17 protein-coding genes are annotated in these 16,660 nt (G+C 64.2%); 12 read left to right on the top strand and 5 right to left on the bottom strand.

The genetic code is table 11. The annotated features are described in order from the left end of the window. Nucleotides 1-13: 13 nt before the first annotated feature. Entirely contained in the window at nt 14-640 is a 627-nt protein-coding gene (locus HGB41_RS13105) for a YdcF family protein (RefSeq protein WP_229423016.1), read from the bottom strand. A gap of 193 nt (nt 641-833) precedes the next feature. Here HGB41_RS13105 and ychF point away from each other — a divergent pair, with 193 nt between their 5' ends. The 4 genes from ychF (at nt 834) to HGB41_RS13085 (ending at nt 5,025) form a co-directional block, all read left to right on the top strand. After that, nucleotides 834-1,925 carry a redox-regulated ATPase YchF gene (gene ychF / locus HGB41_RS13100; RefSeq protein ID WP_171085072.1) on the top strand — a complete coding sequence of 364 codons (1,092 nt, stop codon included), beginning with the start codon at nt 834-836 and terminating at the stop codon, nt 1,923-1,925. 56 nt (nt 1,926-1,981) lie between these two features. Then, nucleotides 1,982-2,896 (top strand): subclass B3 metallo-beta-lactamase, encoded by a 915-nt coding sequence (gene bla / locus HGB41_RS13095; RefSeq protein WP_229423015.1) that lies wholly within the window; start codon nt 1,982-1,984, stop codon nt 2,894-2,896. Nucleotides 2,897-2,956: 60 nt separating this feature from the next. Further along, on the top strand, nt 2,957-3,802 hold the full coding sequence (locus tag HGB41_RS13090; protein WP_171085070.1) for an MOSC domain-containing protein: 846 nt from the start codon (nt 2,957-2,959) through the stop codon (nt 3,800-3,802). A gap of 107 nt (nt 3,803-3,909) precedes the next feature. Beyond that, nucleotides 3,910-5,025 (top strand): GGDEF domain-containing protein, encoded by a 1,116-nt coding sequence (locus HGB41_RS13085; protein ID WP_171085068.1) that lies wholly within the window; start codon nt 3,910-3,912, stop codon nt 5,023-5,025. Nucleotides 5,026-5,204: 179 nt separating this feature from the next. On the opposite strand, the gene HGB41_RS13080 is transcribed toward HGB41_RS13085, so the two are convergent. After that, complete coding sequence (locus tag HGB41_RS13080; protein ID WP_171085066.1) at nt 5,205-7,184, bottom strand: cation:proton antiporter; 1,980 nt, start codon at nt 7,182-7,184, stop codon at nt 5,205-5,207. 78 nt (nt 7,185-7,262) lie between these two features. Here HGB41_RS13080 and HGB41_RS13075 point away from each other — a divergent pair, with 78 nt between their 5' ends. From HGB41_RS13075 to HGB41_RS13040, 8 genes are all read left to right on the top strand, one after another. Continuing rightward, on the top strand, nt 7,263-8,285 hold the full coding sequence (locus tag HGB41_RS13075) for a KpsF/GutQ family sugar-phosphate isomerase (protein WP_171085063.1): 1,023 nt from the start codon (nt 7,263-7,265) through the stop codon (nt 8,283-8,285). Continuing rightward, nucleotides 8,286-8,816 (top strand): KdsC family phosphatase, encoded by a 531-nt coding sequence (locus tag HGB41_RS13070; protein ID WP_171085062.1) that lies wholly within the window; start codon nt 8,286-8,288, stop codon nt 8,814-8,816. 18 nt (nt 8,817-8,834) lie between these two features. Further along, a complete protein-coding gene (gene lptC, locus HGB41_RS13065) occupies nt 8,835-9,431 on the top strand; it encodes an LPS export ABC transporter periplasmic protein LptC (RefSeq protein WP_171085060.1) in 597 nt (198 codons plus the stop codon). 34 nt (nt 9,432-9,465) lie between these two features. Then, nucleotides 9,466-10,017: a lipopolysaccharide transport periplasmic protein LptA gene (gene lptA / locus HGB41_RS13060; RefSeq protein WP_171085058.1), complete on the top strand. Its 552-nt coding sequence runs from the start codon at nt 9,466-9,468 to the stop codon at nt 10,015-10,017. Next, the gene (gene lptB / locus HGB41_RS13055) at nt 10,014-10,787 is read left to right on the top strand and encodes an LPS export ABC transporter ATP-binding protein (protein ID WP_171085056.1); all 774 of its coding nucleotides are present in this window, start codon (nt 10,014-10,016) and stop codon (nt 10,785-10,787) included. The genes lptA and lptB overlap by 4 nt, the downstream gene beginning before the upstream one ends. 2 nt (nt 10,788-10,789) lie before the next feature. Further along, nucleotides 10,790-12,271: an RNA polymerase factor sigma-54 gene (locus HGB41_RS13050; RefSeq protein ID WP_171085055.1), complete on the top strand. Its 1,482-nt coding sequence runs from the start codon at nt 10,790-10,792 to the stop codon at nt 12,269-12,271. Between the two features lie 56 nt (nt 12,272-12,327). Continuing rightward, nucleotides 12,328-12,681 (top strand): ribosome hibernation-promoting factor, HPF/YfiA family, encoded by a 354-nt coding sequence (gene hpf, locus HGB41_RS13045; RefSeq protein WP_171085053.1) that lies wholly within the window; start codon nt 12,328-12,330, stop codon nt 12,679-12,681. A 121-nt stretch (nt 12,682-12,802) separates the two neighbouring features. Continuing rightward, on the top strand, nt 12,803-13,888 hold the full coding sequence (locus HGB41_RS13040; protein WP_171085050.1) for an enoyl-CoA hydratase/isomerase family protein: 1,086 nt from the start codon (nt 12,803-12,805) through the stop codon (nt 13,886-13,888). Between the two features lie 53 nt (nt 13,889-13,941). Here the strand turns inward: HGB41_RS13040 and rapZ are convergent, their stop codons facing one another. The 3 genes from rapZ to HGB41_RS13025 all read right to left on the bottom strand — a co-directional run bounded on the left by rapZ (nt 13,942) and on the right by HGB41_RS13025 (nt 16,382). Beyond that, the gene (gene rapZ / locus HGB41_RS13035; RefSeq protein ID WP_171085048.1) at nt 13,942-14,820 is read right to left on the bottom strand and encodes an RNase adapter RapZ; all 879 of its coding nucleotides are present in this window, start codon (nt 14,818-14,820) and stop codon (nt 13,942-13,944) included. Between the two features lie 56 nt (nt 14,821-14,876). Next, the gene (gene hprK / locus HGB41_RS13030) at nt 14,877-15,812 is read right to left on the bottom strand and encodes an HPr(Ser) kinase/phosphatase (RefSeq protein WP_171085666.1); all 936 of its coding nucleotides are present in this window, start codon (nt 15,810-15,812) and stop codon (nt 14,877-14,879) included. Between the two features lie 87 nt (nt 15,813-15,899). Next, nucleotides 15,900-16,382 (bottom strand): PTS sugar transporter subunit IIA, encoded by a 483-nt coding sequence (locus tag HGB41_RS13025; protein WP_171085046.1) that lies wholly within the window; start codon nt 16,380-16,382, stop codon nt 15,900-15,902. Between the last annotated feature and the right edge of the window lie 278 nt (nt 16,383-16,660).

Raw genomic sequence — 16,660 nt, 5'->3', positions numbered from 1 at the left:
GGAAATCGTCGCTTCAGGCGCGCCCTGTGCCCCCCAGTTGCGGATACGGTGCGCATCCGTCGATCTCGGCAAGGAAGCCTTGCGCCACATAGGCGGGAATCTTGCCGAACTCACCCAGCACGCGCGCGCGGAACTCGTCATGCTCGTGCCAGCGCTCGTCCGGCACGCCGAAATAATTGACGGGGCAGACTGACATGCGCAAGCCGGGCCAGTGCCGCTGCAGGGTCATCAGGTAGCGCCGGGTCGAGCACACCTTGCCGATGACGACAATGCTGCGAACCGCCGCAATGTCCATCGCTTCGGCTACCCGGGCCCGGCCGAAGCGGACGTTCTCGCCCGTATTCGTCGCGGCGGTTTCGAGGATCAGGATCGAGGCGGGAACGCCCAGCTCCACCAGGCGCCCGGCGATGACCTCCGCCTCCGCCCTGGGCTGGCCGCCGGTCTTCCCGCCGGACACCAGCAGGCGGCTGAACATCCCGTCGCGCCAGAGCCGCCAGGCCGCCTCGCAGAATTGCTCGACACCGTGCCGCGTACCGAACAGGAAGCCGATATCGGATGGCTGCGCCGGGAAGGGCGGCATCATGTAGTCGCCGATGCGTTGGAATTCGCTAGGGGGCATGGTGTTCAGGATAATCGACATGCAGCTGGTTTGAATGACATTGATGCAGCCGCCGGGCTAGAAACATGAGCGACAAACCCGGCTGCCCGGTAGCAACGCTGCCGTCCCCATACGCCGTTTTTTTCGGCAACCGGCACCGTCCGCGGTTACAATGTGGGGTTTTGGAGCCGGGCTTCCTTTCCGCTCCGCGTCCACCGAATTAGAAAGAATTCCCATGAGTCTCCAATGCGGCATCGTCGGCTTGCCGAACGTCGGCAAGTCCACCCTGTTCAACGCCCTGACCAAGGCCGGCATCCCGGCCGAGAACTACCCGTTCTGCACGATCGAGCCGAACGTCGGCGTGGTCGAGGTGCCGGATCCGCGCATGCAGGCACTGGCGGACATCGTCAAGCCGGAGCGCATGGTGCCGGCTATCGTCGAGTTCGTCGACATCGCCGGCCTGGTGGCGGGCGCCTCGAAGGGTGAGGGCCTGGGCAACCAGTTCCTGTCGCACATCCGCGAAACCGACGCCATCGTCAACGTGGTGCGCTGCTTCGAAGACGACAACGTGATCCACGTGTCCGGCAAGGTCAACCCGATCGACGACATCGAAGTCATCCAGACCGAGCTGGCGCTGGCCGACCTGACTGCCGTCGAGAAGGCGATCCACCGCGAGAACAAGAAGGCGCGCTCGGGCGACAAGGACGCGGCCAAGCTGGTGGCGATCTGCGAGCGCATCCTGCCGCACCTGAACGAAGGCCAGCCGGTCCGCACCATGGGCCTGGACGCCGACGAGCTGGCACTGATCCGTGACCTGCACCTGATCACGGCCAAGCCGGCGATGTACGTTGCGAACGTCTCCGACACCGGCTTCACCAACAACCCGCTGCTGGACCAGCTGACCGAATTCGCCAAGAAGCAGAACGCGCCAATCGTGGCTATCAGCGCCGCGATCGAAGCGGAAATCGCCGACCTGGACGACGCCGACAAGGCCGCCTTCCTGGGCGACATGGGCATGGACGAGCCGGGCCTGGACCGCCTGGTCCGCGCCGCCTACAAGCTGCTCGGCCTGCAGACCTATTTCACCGCCGGCGTGAAGGAAGTGCGCGCCTGGACCGTGAAGGTCGGCGCCACCGCGCCGCAAGCCGCGGGCGTGATCCACACCGACTTCGAGCGCGGCTTCATCCGTGCCCAGACCATTTCGTACGACGACTACATCGCCCTGAAGGGCGAAGCCGGTGCCAAGGAAGCGGGCAAGATGCGCGCTGAGGGCAAGGAATACGTGGTCAAGGATGGGGATGTGTTGAACTTCTTGTTCAACGTCTAACGCGTTGTGAACCAGGGCCCTGCGGGGCCCTTTTTTTCTGTCTGGAGTGTTGTCACATGATGAAGAACATGATGAAGCCGGCCGCCCTGGTACTGGCACTGGCGGGTATGAATGGCGCGCTGGCGCAGGATGCGGTCACCTGCAGCTCCTGCGACGAATGGAACAAGCCGGCCGCGCCATTCAACATCTACGCCAACGCGTATTACGTCGGTACGGCCGGCCTGTCCGCCGTGCTGGTCACCGGCCCGCAAGGCCACGTCCTGCTCGACGGCGCGCTGCCGCAGTCTGCGCCGCTCATCCAGAAGAACATCGAGGCGCTCGGCTTCAAGATGAAGGACGTGAAACTCATCCTGAACTCGCACGCCCACTTCGACCATGCCGGCGGCATCGCCGCGCTGCAAAAAGCCAGCGGCGCCATCGTCGCGCATAGCCCGCACGGCGCCCAGGTGCTGCGCGACGGCACGCCAGGCACGGACGACCCGCAATACGAACCGAACGACCGTTTCTATATCCCGAAGGTCGCGCAGGTAAAAGAAGTCAAGGATGGCGAAACCCTGTCCGTCGGCCCGCTGCGCTTCACGGTCCACCACACCCCCGGCCACACTCCCGGCGGCACCACCTGGACCTGGCAGTCGTGCGAGCAGGGCAGGTGCCTGGACATGGTCTACGCCGACAGCCTGACCCCGGTGTCCACCGATGGCTTCTACTACAGCGGCGGCGCCAATTACCCGGACCGCACCGCGAGCTTCCGCGCTACCCTTGCCAAGGTGGCTGCCCTGAAGTGCGACATCGTCATCGCCGCCCATCCTTCCGCCACCGACGCCTTCGGCAAGGCCGCAGCCAAGACTGCGCAATCCAACCCCTTCATCGACCCGGAAGGCTGCCGCAAGCTGGCCGCCGGCGCTACGCGGAACTTCGACGCTAGATTGCAGCGCGAACGCGACGAGAAGGCGAAAGCGGCCGGCCGCTGAGCGTGTCAACGAGGTCGATCCCTGCCATACTGTCAGCCTTCATTCGCAAGGGTTGACAGCATGGCCACCGTTACCGAACTCGTTCTCTACCCGATCAAGTCCTGCGCCGGACTCTCCGTGCAGGAAGCGGCATGCGGCATCGACGGCTTGTCCGCGCAGGGCGTGCACGACCGCGAATGGATGCTGGTCACCCACGACGGTCAGTTCCTGACCCAGCGCGAGTTCCCGCGCATGGCGCTGGTCAACCCCCGCGTCGACGGCGAGGCGCTGGAAGTCAGCACTCCCGGCATGCCGTTACTGCGCCTGCCGCTGGCGCACGACGCCGACGCACCGAGTATCGACGTACAGATCTGGGACGACCACCTCAAGGCGGCTGACTGCGGCGACGCGGCTGCGGCCTGGTTCGCCGAAGCACTGCGCGCCGAGTGCCGGCTGGTGCGCTTCCGCCCGGAGGTGCAGCGCCCCACCAGCACCAAATGGACCGGCGGCGCCCCCTCTGCAACCCGCTTCGCCGACGGCTATCCGATCCTGCTGATCGGCCAGGCCTCGCTCGACGACCTGAACGTGAAGCTGCAAAGCACCGGCCGCGCGCCGCTGCCGATGAACCGTTTTCGGCCAAACCTGGTGGTCGATGGCCTCGAAGCCTTCGAGGAAGACTTCGTCGAATCCCTCAGCGCCGGCGAATTGAATTTACGCCCGGTCAAACCCTGCGCGCGCTGCCCGATCCCGTCGATCGACCAGGCCACCGGCGCCTTCGGCCCCGACCCGCTCGACATCCTGCAGGCCTACCGCGCCAATCCGCGCATGGAAGGTGCGGTCTGCATGGGCATGAACTGCATCGTCAGCGCAGGCGCCGGACAGATCCTGCGCGTCGGGCAAGAACTGGAACTGACCCTGAATTTTTGACACTTGTAAAAACGTTGTGTCGCTAAATCGCCCAACTTCGGGCGGTTTTCGTTTTCAAGCAAGGTCAGATGGCGTAATGTTACGGTTATTGCTGAAAGGAATTTTCGATGCACGAGCCAGATGCGCAGACGCGAGAGCTGATGTTGGAGAACGAGACCCTGCGTTCCCGCATGGCCTACCTGCTCGAGCAGGCCGAGCGCAACCATTCGATCATGACGCGCCACCAGGCTTTCGACCTGCAGATCGTTGGCGCCGGGTCGTTCCAGGAACTGGTCTCGACCATTTTCCGCACGCTGCCGGTTATCTCGGAGCTCGATACGGTGACGCTGTCGCTGGCCGACCCTGACGCCGACATCTATACGGTCATGCACAAGCTGGGCGTGGACTACGAAGAGCTGCAGGACCTGAGTTTTTGCGAACACGCCAGCGAGCTCGGTTTCGAGCACGTCGAAGGCCGCCGTCCGCGACCGCTGCTCGGGCCCTATGCGCCGTCGCAGCACTGCGCGCAGTTCCCGCATCCGCCCGCCGGGCTGCAGACCGTGGCCCTGGTGCCGCTGCTGCGCAATACGCGCCTGATCGGCAGCCTGAATTTGGGCAGCAAGGACCCGAACCGGTTCACGCCGGCCCTCGGCACCGACTTCCTCGAGCACATGGGATCGATCATCGCGATCTGCCTCGAGAACGTCATCAGCAACGAGATGCTCAAGTTTATCGGCCTGACCGATGCGCTCACCGGCGTCTACAACCGCCGCTATATCGACCGCCGCCTGGTGGAGGAGATCGCGCGGGCGCGCCGCCAGGGCTACCGCATCTCGTGCATGTACATCGACATCGACCACTTCAAGAAGGTGAACGACAGCGTCGGGCATGGCGGCGGCGACGACGTGCTGCGCGAGGTGGCGTCGCGGATCAAGGCCGAGCTGCGCATTTCTGATGCACTCGGGCGTTTTGGGGGCGAGGAGTTCGTGGTGCTCTTGATCGACGCGGGGCTGGAAAGCGCCAGCATGGTGGCGCAGCGGATCCGCAACAGCGTGGCGGTGACGCCGGTGGACTTGTCGGGCGGCGGGCACGTGTCGGTGACGGTGTCGATCGGGGTGGCGACGCTGGATGATTTCGAGCGCGATCATGCGATCGAGGGCGTGGCGCAGGATCTGGTGGCGCAGGCGGATACGGCCTTGTATCGCGCGAAGGCGGACGGACGCAATCGCGTAGTCACCGGGTAGGGTGGGCGGCCGAGCAGCCACGGTCTCGTAGGGTGGGCAGATTCTGCCCACGCGTTCAACCAGCACATGAATAGCCGCACAGGCAGCAGTACCGTGCTTTGAACGCGTGGGCAAGGAACTTGCCCACCCTACGGGTTAACGCAGTTCCAGCATCGGTGGTGAAGTCGCCGCACCCACATTCACAGTAAGCGGCTCTCGGCCCTACTGACCGCCTCACCCGCCCCCCGCAGCACCAGCACATCCCCCACCAGCAGCACCGTCTCCGGATCCCAGCTCAGGCTCTGCCCATTGCGCCGCAGCGTGGTTACCTCGGCGCCGACTTCTTCCAGCGCCATCTCGCCGATGCGCCGCCCAACCGCCGCCGCTTCGCTGCGCAAGGTCACCGAATGCAGCCGCACATAGGTATGTTCCGGATCGTCCGACACATCCCCCGCACCGTGGAAGTAGCCGCGCAGCGAGGCATAGCGTTCGTCGCGGGCGTTCTGCACGCGGTGCACGACGCGGCGCAGCGGCACGCCCATCACGACCAGCGCGTGCGAGGCCAGCATCAGGCTCGATTCCAGCGCTTCGGGCACCACTTCGGTGGCGCCGGCGCGTTTGAGCTGATCGAGGTCGCTGTCGTCGTGCGCCCGCACGATCACGGACAGGTTCGGCGCCAGCTCGTGCACCAAGTGCAGCACCTTCAATGCGAGCGGGGTATTCGCAAACGTGATCACCAGCGCGCTGGCGCGGTTGATACCGGCGGCGATCAGGGCTTCGCGCCGGGCGGCGTCGCCGTAGGACACGTTGGCGCCGGCGGCCTGGGCTTCCTGCACCCGTTCCGGGTCCAAATCGAGCGCGTACCAGGGCAGTTTTTCTTCACTGAGCAGCGTGGCCAGGCTCTGGCCGCTGCGCCCGAAGCCGGCAATGATCACGTGCTTGTGCGTCTTCATGGTGCGGCTGGCGAGCTGGGTCAGCTGGAGCGACTGCATCATCCATTCGTTGGTGGCGACCTTCATCACGATCTTGTCCATGTTCTGGATCACGAAGGGGGCGACCAGCATCGACAGCACCATCGAGGCCAGCACCAGCTGGATCAGGAAGGGGTCGATCAGCTTCGAGCCCGAGGCGAGGTTCAGCAGCACGAAGCCGAATTCGCCGGCCTGGGCCAGCGCCAGGCCGGTGCGCATGGACACGCCGTCGCTCGACCCGAAGGCCTTGGCCAGGGCCGCGATGATCGCAAATTTCAGCAGCACCGGGAACACCAGCAGCGCCAGCACCAGCCACCAATGCTGCAGCACCAGCCCGAGGTTCAGCAGCATGCCCACCGTGATGAAGAACAGCCCGAGCAGCACGTCGCGAAAGGGCTTGATGTCTTCTTCCACCTGGTGCTTGTACTGGGTCTCGGAAATCAGCATGCCGGCGACAAAGGCGCCCAGCGCCAGCGAGAGGCCGGCCTGCTCGGTGACCCAGGCCAGGCCGAGCGTCACTAAGAGCAGGTTGAGCATGAACAGCTCCTGCGAGCGGCGCTTGGCGACGATGGTGAACCAGTTGCGCATCAGCTTCTGGCCGAAGATCAGCAGCAGGGCCAGCACGAAGGCAGCTTTGACGGCTGCCCAGCCCAGGGTCACCACCAGTTCTTCGGGGGGCCGCGCCAGCGAGGGAATCATGATCAGCAGCGGCACCACGGCCAGATCCTGGAACAGCAGGATGCCGATGATGCGGCGCCCATGCTCGCTCTCGAGTTCCAGTCGCTCGGTGAGCATCTTGACGACGATGGCGGTGGACGACATGGCCAGTGCGCCGCCGAGGGCAAACGCGGCCTGCCAGCTCACGTGCATCGCAGGCACCCACCAGGAGATGAACAGGCCGAAGCCCATCGCGGCCGCGATTGTCAATACGACTTGAGCCAGACCCAGGCCGAACACGATGCGCCGCATCGATTTCAGTTGGGCCAGCGAGAACTCCAGGCCGATCGAAAACATCAGGAAGACGACCCCGAATTCGGCCAGCGCATGGGTGGCGGGGCTGTCGTCGGCCAGCGCCAGCGCGTGGGGGCCGATGAGGACGCCGACGGCCAGGTAGCCGAGCATCGGCGGCAGGTGCAGCATCCGGAAAGCGACCACGCCGAGAACGGCGCAGCCCAGCAGGAGCAGGGTCAGTTCAAGTCCGGAATGCATTATCCCCAGATCGTTCGTTGTTGTAGTTTGTTACGTCTGGCAAGTTTTTTGCTTGGCCAATTCGTTTATACTGCCACGATGAGTGTAACCGATGAAAAAACAATGCTGAAAAGTTTTGATGCCGACCAGGCCCGCCGCGTGCTGGAGCTGGGCCGCGAGACCCTGGCCATCGAGGCCGACGCCATCCGCGCGCTGCATGCGCGCCTCGGCGACGACGACCAGTTCGTGCGCGCCGTGCAGCTCTTGTTGGGCTGCACAGGCCGCGTGGTGGTGTCGGGCATGGGCAAGTCCGGCCACATCGGCCGCAAGATTGCCGCCACCCTGGCCTCGACCGGCACCCCGGCCATGTTCGTGCACCCGGGCGAAGCCGCCCACGGCGACCTTGGCATGGTGACCGCGCAGGACGTCTTCATCGCCATCTCGAACTCGGGCGAATCGTCCGAGCTGCTGGAAATTTTGCCAGCTGTCAAAAGAATGGGCAGCCAGGTGATCTCGATGACCGGCAAGCCGCATTCGCGCCTGGCCAAGCTGTCCGAGATCCACCTGGACATCTCGGTGGCCAAGGAAGCCTGCACCCTGAACCTGGCCCCGACCACCAGCACCACGGTCACGCTGGCCATGGGCGACGCGCTGGCCGTCTCGCTGCTGGACCTGCGGGGTTTTCGTGAAGAAGACTTCGCGATGTCGCACCCGGGCGGGGCCCTGGGCCGCCGGCTCTTGACGCACGTACGCGACGTGATGCGCAGCGGCGATGCGATCCCCGCCGTGGCGCCGGACACCCCGCTGGCCAAGGCCCTGCTGGAGGTGTCGCAGAAGGGCATGGGCATGACCGCCGTGGTCGACGCAGAACGCCGCCCGATCGGCGTGTTCACCGACGGCGACTTGCGCCGCCTGATCGAACGCATGCACGACTTCTCGAACATCCTGATCCGCGACGTGATGCATGCGGGCCCGCGTACCGTGCACCCGGAACAGCTGGCGGTGGACGCCGTCGCCGTGATGGAAGAATTCCGCATCAACCAGATGCTGGTAGTGGACCATGAGGGCCGCCTGGTCGGCGCACTCCACATCCACGACCTGACCCGCGCCAAGGTAATCTAAATGACTCCACTGGAACACATGCAGCGCGCCGCGCGCGTCAAAGTCATGATCTTCGACGTCGACGGCGTGCTCACCGACGGCAGCCTGACCTACGGCCCGGACGGCGAGGTCACCAAGACCTTCAACGTGCTGGACGGCCTCGGCATCCAGCTGCTCGGCAAGACCGGCGTGCAGACCGCGATCATCAGCGCGCGCCTGTCGCCGATCGTGGTCAAGCGCGCAGCGGACCTGGGCATCCAGCATGTCTACCAGGGCATCCACGACAAGCGCATCGGCTTTGCCAAGCTGCTCGAAGCGACTGGCGTGACTGCCGAAGAATGCGGTTACATCGGCGACGACGTGATCGACCTGCCGCTGCTGACCAAAGTCGGCTTTGCCGTCGCCGTGCCTTCGGGCCACCCGGAAGTGCAGCACCGCGCGCATTACGTGACCAACAACCCGGGCGGCCGCGGCGCCGTGCGCGAAGTCTGCGACCTGGTCATGCGCGCGCAGGGCACCTACGAACAGGCGCTCGCGCCTTACTTTGCCTAAGCGTTCGCACAGCTAGCCATGGTCAATTACAAGCGCACCGCCCACCGCTGGAGGCTGCTGAGTGTCATGATCATCGGCGTGTTCTTCGCCTTCGGCAGCTTCTGGCTGCTGCAGGTGATGGACCGCGACGATACCGACGCGCGCCTCGGCGGGCCGATGAACGAGCCCGATTACATCGTCGAGAACTTCTCGTTCGTGCGCATGACCGAACAGGGCAAGCCGAGCTATGTGGTATCGGGCAAGCGCCTGGCGCACCAGCCGCAGGGCGACGTCTCGGAAGTCGAGCAGCCGGTGGTGCAGGGCCTGACGCCGGGCCGCCCGCGCACCACCGTGGTGGCCAGGCAGGGCCGCATCTACCATGAAGAACACCGCGTCGACTTGCTCGGCAACGTCGACATCCAGCGTCCCGCCACGCCGACCAGCGAAGCGCTGCGTGTGCGCACGCAGGCGCTCACCGTGCTGCCCGACGAAGAGATCATGAAGACCGACAAGCCGATCGAGATGCAGCTCGGCGCCTCCACCATACGTGGCACCGGCATGGTCGCGAACAACGCGACCCAGAAGCTGCACCTGGCCAGCCGCGGCCAGATCATCTATCCGCCGCGCGCGCGCTAACTAAAGCCGCCGCGTCAAAACAGGACAAGCATCCATGAAAAAATTAATAGCTGCCGCCTTCCTTTCCCTGGCATCGCTGAGCGCCTTCGCCGAGCGCGCCGATTCGCTCAAGCAGGCCGTGATCAATTTCGACACCCTGGACGTCGACGAAGTCACGCAAACCCGCATCCTGACCGGCAACGTCGTGCTCACGCGCGGCACCCTGGTGCTGAAATCGGACCGCGCACTGGTAAAAGAAACGCCGGAAGGCTATATGAGCGTGACGCTCACCGCTGCGCCGGGCAAGCTGGCCACCTTCCGCCAGAAGCGCGACGGCGGCCCCGACCTGTGGGTCGAAGGCCAGGCCCAGCGCATCGAATACGATGAGCGCGCGGAACTGGTAAAACTGTTCACCGCCGCCGAAGTGCGCGAGCTGGAAAGCGGCCGCATGACCAATGAAATCAAGGGTCCGTTCATTTCCTACGACAACCGCAAGGAAGTCGCCCAGGTGCGCAACGACGCCAGCGGCCAGAGCAAGGTCGGCGGCGGACGCGGCACCCTGATCATCGCACCGCGCCGCCCTGCAGCAGAAGGCGGCAAGCAATGACGGAAGCCGTGAAGAACGTGCGCGAAGGCTGCAGCACCCTGATCGTCAAGGGCCTGCAAAAGAGCTACGGCAAACGGCTGGTGGTGCGCGACGTCTCGCTGCAGGTGGAATGCGGCGAAGTCGTCGGCCTGCTGGGCCCGAACGGCGCCGGCAAGACCACCTCGTTCTATATGATCGTCGGCCTGGTGCCGTCGGATGCCGGCTCGATCGACATCAACGGCACCGATATCTCGAGCCTGCCGATCCACCGCCGCGCGGTGCTCGGCCTTTCCTACCTGCCGCAGGAAGCCTCGGTGTTCCGCAAGCTCACGGTGGAAGAGAACATCCGCGCCGTGCTGGAACTGCAGCGCACCAATGAAGGCAAGGCCTTGTCGAAGGACGAGATCAACGAACGTTTGGACACCCTGCTGGCCGACCTGCAGATCGAGAAGCTGCGCGAGAACCCGGCGCTGTCGCTGTCGGGCGGCGAGCGCCGCCGCGTGGAGATCGCGCGCGCGCTGGCCACCAACCCGCGTTTCGTGCTGCTCGACGAACCCTTCGCGGGCGTGGACCCGATCGCGGTGATCGAGATCCAGCGCATCGTGCGCTTCCTGAAGGAGCGCAACATCGGCGTGCTGATCACGGACCACAACGTGCGCGAGACGCTCGGCATCTGCGACCGCGCCTACATCATCAACCAGGGTGCGGTGTTGGCCTCGGGCCGTCCGGACGACATCATCGCCGACGAGTCGGTGCGACGCGTCTACCTCGGCGAACACTTCCGCATGTGACCATGAAACAGTCCCTGCAACTCCGCACTTCGCAGCACCTGGCGCTCACGCCGCAGCTGCAGCAGTCGATCCGGCTGCTGCAGTTGTCCACGCTCGAACTGCACCAGGAGCTCGAGCAGATACTGACCGATAACCCGCTGCTCGAACGGCTCGACGACCCGCTCGACCACTCGGTGCGGCTGCTGGCCGACGGCGCCATCAACAGCGCGCAGGCCAGCGGCGAAGCCCCGGCCGCGCAGCCGGGCCAGGAAGGGGGCGAGCCGGCCGACGCCGCCAAGCCCGAGGCCGACGGTTTCGAGGACGGCGACCGCGACCGCGGCGAGCCTGACGGCGACTGGGGCGGCGAGGGCGGCGGCGCCCGCAGCGGCGACGACGAAGACGGCCGCCCGCAGCTGGAGGCGTGCAGCGTCTCGCTGCGCGAGCACCTGAGCGAACAGGTCCGCACCACCGGCTGCAATGCGCGCGACCGCGCACTGGCCGAACTGGTCATCGATGCGCTCGACGACAATGGCTACCTGGAAGAGCCGCTGGACGACATCCATACGCGCCTGCCGGGCGAGCTCGAAATCGAAATGGACGAGCTGCGCTGCGCGCTGGCGCTGGTGCAGAGCCTGGACCCGGTCGGCTGCGGCGCCCGCAGCGCGGCCGAATGCCTGGCGCTGCAGATCCGCCGTATGCCGGGCGTGCCGATGGTGACGCGGCGCCTGGCGCTGAAAATCGTCGAAGGCTACCTGACCTGGTTCGCCCAGCGCGAATACACCAAGCTCAAGAAGGCGCTGGACTGCGACGACGAAGACCTGCGCGAAGTGCAGGCCGTGGTCCGGCTATGCAATCCGCATCCGGGCGCGGCCTTTACCGCGAACGCGTCGGATTACGTGGTGCCGGACGTGATCGTGCGCCGCGCCAAGAGCGGCTGGTCGGTGATGCTGAACCCGGATGTGATGCCGCGCCTGCGCGTGAACAGCCTGTATGCGAACCTGCTCAAGCAGGGAAAAAGCGAAAGCCAGATGGGCGCGCAGCTGCAGGAAGCCAAGTGGCTGATCAAGAATATGCGCCAGCGTTTCGATACCATCTTGCGTGTGGCGGAGGCGATTGTAGAGCGTCAGCGCAACTTTTTCAGCCATGGCGCGGTTGCCATGCGCCCGCTTGTGCTGCGCGAGATTGCTGATACACTAGGCCTACACGAGAGCACTATTTCTCGTGTAACCACGCAGAAATACATGTTGACCCCCCACGGCATGTTTGAACTGAAATACTTCTTCGGAAGCCACGTCGCCACCGAAGCGGGGGGAGAAGCATCTTCCACGGCGATCCGCGCGCTTATTGCGCAATTGACAGGAGCAGAAGACCCTAAGAACCCTCTATCCGACAGCAAGATCGCGGAAATGCTCGGGGAACAAGGTATGGTCATTGCGCGCCGGACGGTAGCCAAATACCGTGAAGCGCTCAAGATCCCTCCCGTCAGCCTCCGCAAGTCTCTGTAAAGCACTGTCCCACCTACCTTGTGGTGCCGGCAGGGCAACATTTCAAAGGAGTGTGTATGAACCTCACAATCAGTGGTCATCATCTTGAAGTGACTCCCGCAATTCGTGAATACGTTCAGAATAAGCTCGAGCGCATTACCCGCCATTTCGATCACGTAATCGACTCCCACGTTTTCCTCGCCATCGACAACCTCACCGAAAAAGAAAAACGGCAAAAAGCCGAGATCAACCTTCAGGTGTCGGGCAAGACTTTGCATGTGGCCAGTGCCGCGCAAGACCTGTATGCGGCGATCGACATGCTGATGGACAGGCTGGACCGCCAAGTTCTGAAGCACAAATCCATGCTGCAAAATCATAACCACGTGGCGCACAAGCGCCTGCCGGATATCGGCGAAGCCGCCGCCGCGTAATTACGGGCGACAGCAATGACAGCAAGGGCGTCTGAGGGGACGCCCTTTTTGCGTCTTTTGTGCTTCGCGTGCACCCGACTGTTCTGTAAAATGCATGTTTTTTCGATCACAGAACATCTCCATGACCGACACCGTCCTGACCCGCGTCGCCAACCGCACCGGCGTCATCACGCTCGACCGCCCGAAAGCCCTGAATTCGCTGTCGCTCGACATGGTGCGTGCACTCACCGCGATCCTGCGCGACTGGCAACACGATGCCGGTGTCGAGGCGGTCGTGATCACCAGCTCCAGCGAGAAGGCCTTGTGCGCGGGCGGCGATATCCGGTTCTTCCATGAGAAGGGCCATCTCGGGCCGATGGGTGGCAGCGCACTGCTGGAAGATTTCTTCACCGAAGAGTATGCGCTGAACCATTTGATCCACTTCTACCCGAAGCCGTATATCGCGCTGATGGATGGCGTGGTGATGGGCGGCGGCATGGGCATCGCCCAGGGCGGTCCCGATTGCGGCCTGCGCATCGTCACCGAGCGCAGCAAGGTCGCCATGCCCGAAGTGAACATCGGCCTGTTCCCGGACGTTGGCGGCAGCCATTTCCTGTCGCATGCGCCGGGCCAGCTGGGCCAATACCTGGGCTTGACCGGCCTCACGATCGGCGCGGCCGACGCGATTTACGTGGGCCTGGCCGACCTGTTCGTGCCGGGCGAGAAGATGGGCGAGTTGATGGCGCTGGTGGAGTCCACGCCGGGTGCTGGCTTGCCTGCAGCGATCCGTGCGTTTGCCGCGTCGTTTGCCAGTGCTGCCGGCGCCAGCGAGCTGCAGGCGCAGCGCGCGGTGATCGATGCCCACTTCAGTGCTGCCTCGGTGGCGGCCATCATGGAATCGCTGGCACGCGACGAGAACCCGTTCGCGCAAAAGGCGCTGAAGGCCATGCGCCAGCGCTCGCCGCTGATGATGTGCGTTACGCGCGAACTCCTGCAGCGCGGCGCCTCGCTCGACGTCGCCGATTGCCTGCGCATGGAACGCTCGCTGGTGCGCCACAATTTCGAGCACGGCGAAGTGCTGGAAGGCGTGCGCGCGCTGGTGATCGACAAGGACAATGCACCGAAGTGGAATCCGGCCACGCTGGAGGAGGTAACGCCGGAGATGGTGGCCAGGTTCTTCGAGCCGGTATGGCCTGACTATGCCCATCCCCTCCGGCATTTGTCGTAGGGTGGGCGGGGTAATTTCGGGCAATGCCCGGAATTACCCCGCCCACCCTAAAATTAGACGGCCACGTGCTTCGGCTGCTCGCGATGCCGGACAATCACGCGTTCGGTTCCGTTGAAATAGGCCCCGAGCCGCTCCGCCATGTAGACCGACCGGTGCTGCCCGCCGGTGCAGCCCACCGCCACCGTCAAGTAGCTGCGGTTATCCGTCTTGAACGAAGGCAGCCACTTGGCGACGAAATTCTTGATATCTTCCAGCATCTCGGTGGCGCTCGGCTGTGCGTCGAGGAAGGCGATGACCGGGGCGTCGCGGCCGGTGAGCGGGCGCAGCGCCAGGTCGTAATAGGGGTTCGGGATCGCGCGCACGTCGAACACGAAGTCGGCGTCCAGCGGCACGCCCACCTTGAACGCGAAGGACTCGAAGAACAGGGTCAGCGGCGCATGCTCGATGTCGGCCAGCTCCTTGATCCACTGGCGCAGCTTGTTGGCGGACAGTTCCGAGGTGTCGATCACGTGGCCGAGGTTTTCGATCGCCGACAGGCGCTCGCGTTCTTCGGCGATGCATTCGATCAGGGTGCGGCGCGAGGCCGGGTTTTCGCCGGGGCGGACCTGGTGCGACAGCGGGTGGCTGCGGCGGGTTTCGGAAAAGCGGGCCACCAGCGAATGCGTGCTCGAGGTGAGGAACATCACCTTGAGGTTGTGGCCTTCTTCTTTCAGGTGGCGTACGCTCACCGGCAATTCCACCAGCGATTCGGCGCTGCGGGCATCGACCGCGACGGCGATCTTGTCCGCGCCTTTTTCGCCGACGGCGTAGACCAGGGCCGGCAGCAGCGCAGGCGGGAGGTTGTCGACGCAGTAGTAGCCTGCGTCTTCGAGGACATTCAGGGCAACCGATTTGCCTGAGCCCGAAATACCGGTAATGAGGACGATGTGCATAGGGTCGATGATACCGCAAGCGCCCTATGCTTGTCGTCCTGGCTATGCTGACTGGGTCAGTCGCCGGTCATCGCCTGTCTTTGACGTTCCATGAATTCCTGCAGCGTATCGATCCCGCGCAATTGCAAAATCGTGTTGCGAACGGCGGCCTCGAGCAGCACCGCGATGTTGCGGCCGGCTGCGACGGGAATCACGACCTTGCGCACCGGCAGGCCCAGCACGTCCTCGGTCGGGTGCTGGAAGGGCAGGCGTTCGACTTCTTCGTCGAGGGCGCCGCGCTTGACCAGGTGGACGATCAGTTTCAGGCGCATCTTGCGGCGCACGGCGGTCTCCCCGAAGATCGCCTTGATGTCCAGCAGGCCCAGGCCGCGCACTTCCAGCAGGTTCTGCAGCAGCGGCGGGCAGCGGCCCTCGATCATGTTCGGGGCGATGCGCGAGAACTCCACGGCATCGTCGGCCACCAGGCCGTGCGAGCGCGAAATCAGTTCCAGGCCCAGCTCGCTCTTGCCGAGGCCGGAGTCGCCGGTAATCAACACGCCCACGCCGAGCACGTCCATGAAGACGCCATGCATGATGACGCGCTGGGCCAGTTTCTTGGAGAGATACACGCGCAGGAAGTCGATCACCTGCGCCGCCGGCAGTGGGGTCGAGAACAGCGGGATGTTCTGCTCGTCGCAGATGGCGAGGATGTCGGGCGGGGTTTCCAGGCCTTGCGCGATGATCAGCGCCGGCGGGCCGCCGCCGATCAGCTCGCCGATCACGTGGGTGCGCGAGCTGGATTTGAGGCGGTGGTAATAATTGAGTTCCTGGTGCCCGAACACCTGGATGCGGCCCGGGTGGATCAGGTTCAGGTGGCCGACCTGGTCGGCGGCCGAGGCGGCGTCGCCCGCAATCTGCCGCTCGCCGCCGGGAAAGCCCGCAAACCAGCCGAGCTGGAGGCTGTCGCGGTTGTCGTCGTACAGCCGTTGGATGGTCAGCGGGGTCTGCAGCATGGGCATGGGCATGGAGCGCGGCGAAATTGCCGCGAAGCTAGTGTAGCGTAACTAGGATAGCTTGACGGAGAAGCTTTACCCTGGCTCTTAGCCCATTGCCTGCAAGCTCGGTTGCCAATTGATGATGCGCTCGTAAACCGATTTCGGGTCCGGGTCGGTGGCCAGCGCGGTGCGCACGGCTTCGTCCGAGAACAGCTCGGCGATTTCCGACAGGATCTCGAGGTGCTGCTGGGTGACGTGATCCGGGATCAGGAGGAAGAACAGCAGGCTGACCGGTTGGCCATCCGGGGATTCGAAGGGGATCGGTTCCACCAGGCGCACGAAGGCGGCGAGGGGAGACTTCAGGCTCTTGGAGCCCTTGATGCGGCCATGCGGCACGGCCACGCCATGGCCGAGGCCAGTGGAGCCGAGGCGCTCGCGGGCGAACAGGTTCTCCGACACGGTCGAACGCGCGATGCCGCAGTTGTTCTCGAAAATCAGGCCGGCCTGCTCGAAGGCGCGCTTCTTGCTGGACACTTCCAGGTCCAGCTGCACATTGTCGAGCGAGAGGATTTTGCTAAGGTTCGTCATAACTAGTGTGCGGATGCACAGGTAGGTGCTTGCGAGGCGGAATTATAGGCCTGTTTCCCGGCCATGACATTCGATTTCGCGTCTGTACAGGCATACAGTGAGCCATATCGGGACAAGCGTGTACAAGCGTATGGTTTTGTTACGAAATACCCGAATCGGTTAAACGCAATTTCTTTAGAAAAATCGCCACGAAAAGCCTGTAATCGTATGCGGCGACGGTCGTGCGCCGACTTTTGATCGTGCAGCGCCCGATTTTTAAGCAGAATGTTCGCTATGCT

This window comes from Telluria aromaticivorans (assembly GCF_013003915.1).
GTDB classification, from domain to species: domain Bacteria; phylum Pseudomonadota; class Gammaproteobacteria; order Burkholderiales; family Burkholderiaceae_D; genus Telluria; species Telluria aromaticivorans.
This window is presented reverse-complemented; position numbering and strand designations above follow the sequence as displayed.

What these genes read in the sequence shown, in the direction of transcription:
- HGB41_RS13105 (WP_229423016.1), bottom strand. Translation starts at nt 640, where the DNA reads ATGTCGATTATCCTGAACACCATGCCCCCTAGCGAATTCCAACGCATC.
- ychF (WP_171085072.1), top strand. Translation starts at nt 834, where the DNA reads ATGAGTCTCCAATGCGGCATCGTCGGCTTGCCGAACGTCGGCAAGTCC.
- bla (WP_229423015.1), top strand. Translation starts at nt 1,982, where the DNA reads ATGATGAAGAACATGATGAAGCCGGCCGCCCTGGTACTGGCACTGGCG.
- HGB41_RS13090 (WP_171085070.1), top strand. Translation starts at nt 2,957, where the DNA reads ATGGCCACCGTTACCGAACTCGTTCTCTACCCGATCAAGTCCTGCGCC.
- HGB41_RS13085 (WP_171085068.1), top strand. Translation starts at nt 3,910, where the DNA reads ATGCACGAGCCAGATGCGCAGACGCGAGAGCTGATGTTGGAGAACGAG.
- HGB41_RS13080 (WP_171085066.1), bottom strand. Translation starts at nt 7,184, where the DNA reads ATGCATTCCGGACTTGAACTGACCCTGCTCCTGCTGGGCTGCGCCGTT.
- HGB41_RS13075 (WP_171085063.1), top strand. Translation starts at nt 7,263, where the DNA reads ATGAGTGTAACCGATGAAAAAACAATGCTGAAAAGTTTTGATGCCGAC.
- HGB41_RS13070 (WP_171085062.1), top strand. Translation starts at nt 8,286, where the DNA reads ATGACTCCACTGGAACACATGCAGCGCGCCGCGCGCGTCAAAGTCATG.
- lptC (WP_171085060.1), top strand. Translation starts at nt 8,835, where the DNA reads ATGGTCAATTACAAGCGCACCGCCCACCGCTGGAGGCTGCTGAGTGTC.
- lptA (WP_171085058.1), top strand. Translation starts at nt 9,466, where the DNA reads ATGAAAAAATTAATAGCTGCCGCCTTCCTTTCCCTGGCATCGCTGAGC.
- lptB (WP_171085056.1), top strand. Translation starts at nt 10,014, where the DNA reads ATGACGGAAGCCGTGAAGAACGTGCGCGAAGGCTGCAGCACCCTGATC.
- HGB41_RS13050 (WP_171085055.1), top strand. Translation starts at nt 10,790, where the DNA reads ATGAAACAGTCCCTGCAACTCCGCACTTCGCAGCACCTGGCGCTCACG.
- hpf (WP_171085053.1), top strand. Translation starts at nt 12,328, where the DNA reads ATGAACCTCACAATCAGTGGTCATCATCTTGAAGTGACTCCCGCAATT.
- HGB41_RS13040 (WP_171085050.1), top strand. Translation starts at nt 12,803, where the DNA reads ATGACCGACACCGTCCTGACCCGCGTCGCCAACCGCACCGGCGTCATC.
- rapZ (WP_171085048.1), bottom strand. Translation starts at nt 14,820, where the DNA reads ATGCACATCGTCCTCATTACCGGTATTTCGGGCTCAGGCAAATCGGTT.
- hprK (WP_171085666.1), bottom strand. Translation starts at nt 15,812, where the DNA reads ATGCTGCAGACCCCGCTGACCATCCAACGGCTGTACGACGACAACCGC.
- HGB41_RS13025 (WP_171085046.1), bottom strand. Translation starts at nt 16,382, where the DNA reads ATGACGAACCTTAGCAAAATCCTCTCGCTCGACAATGTGCAGCTGGAC.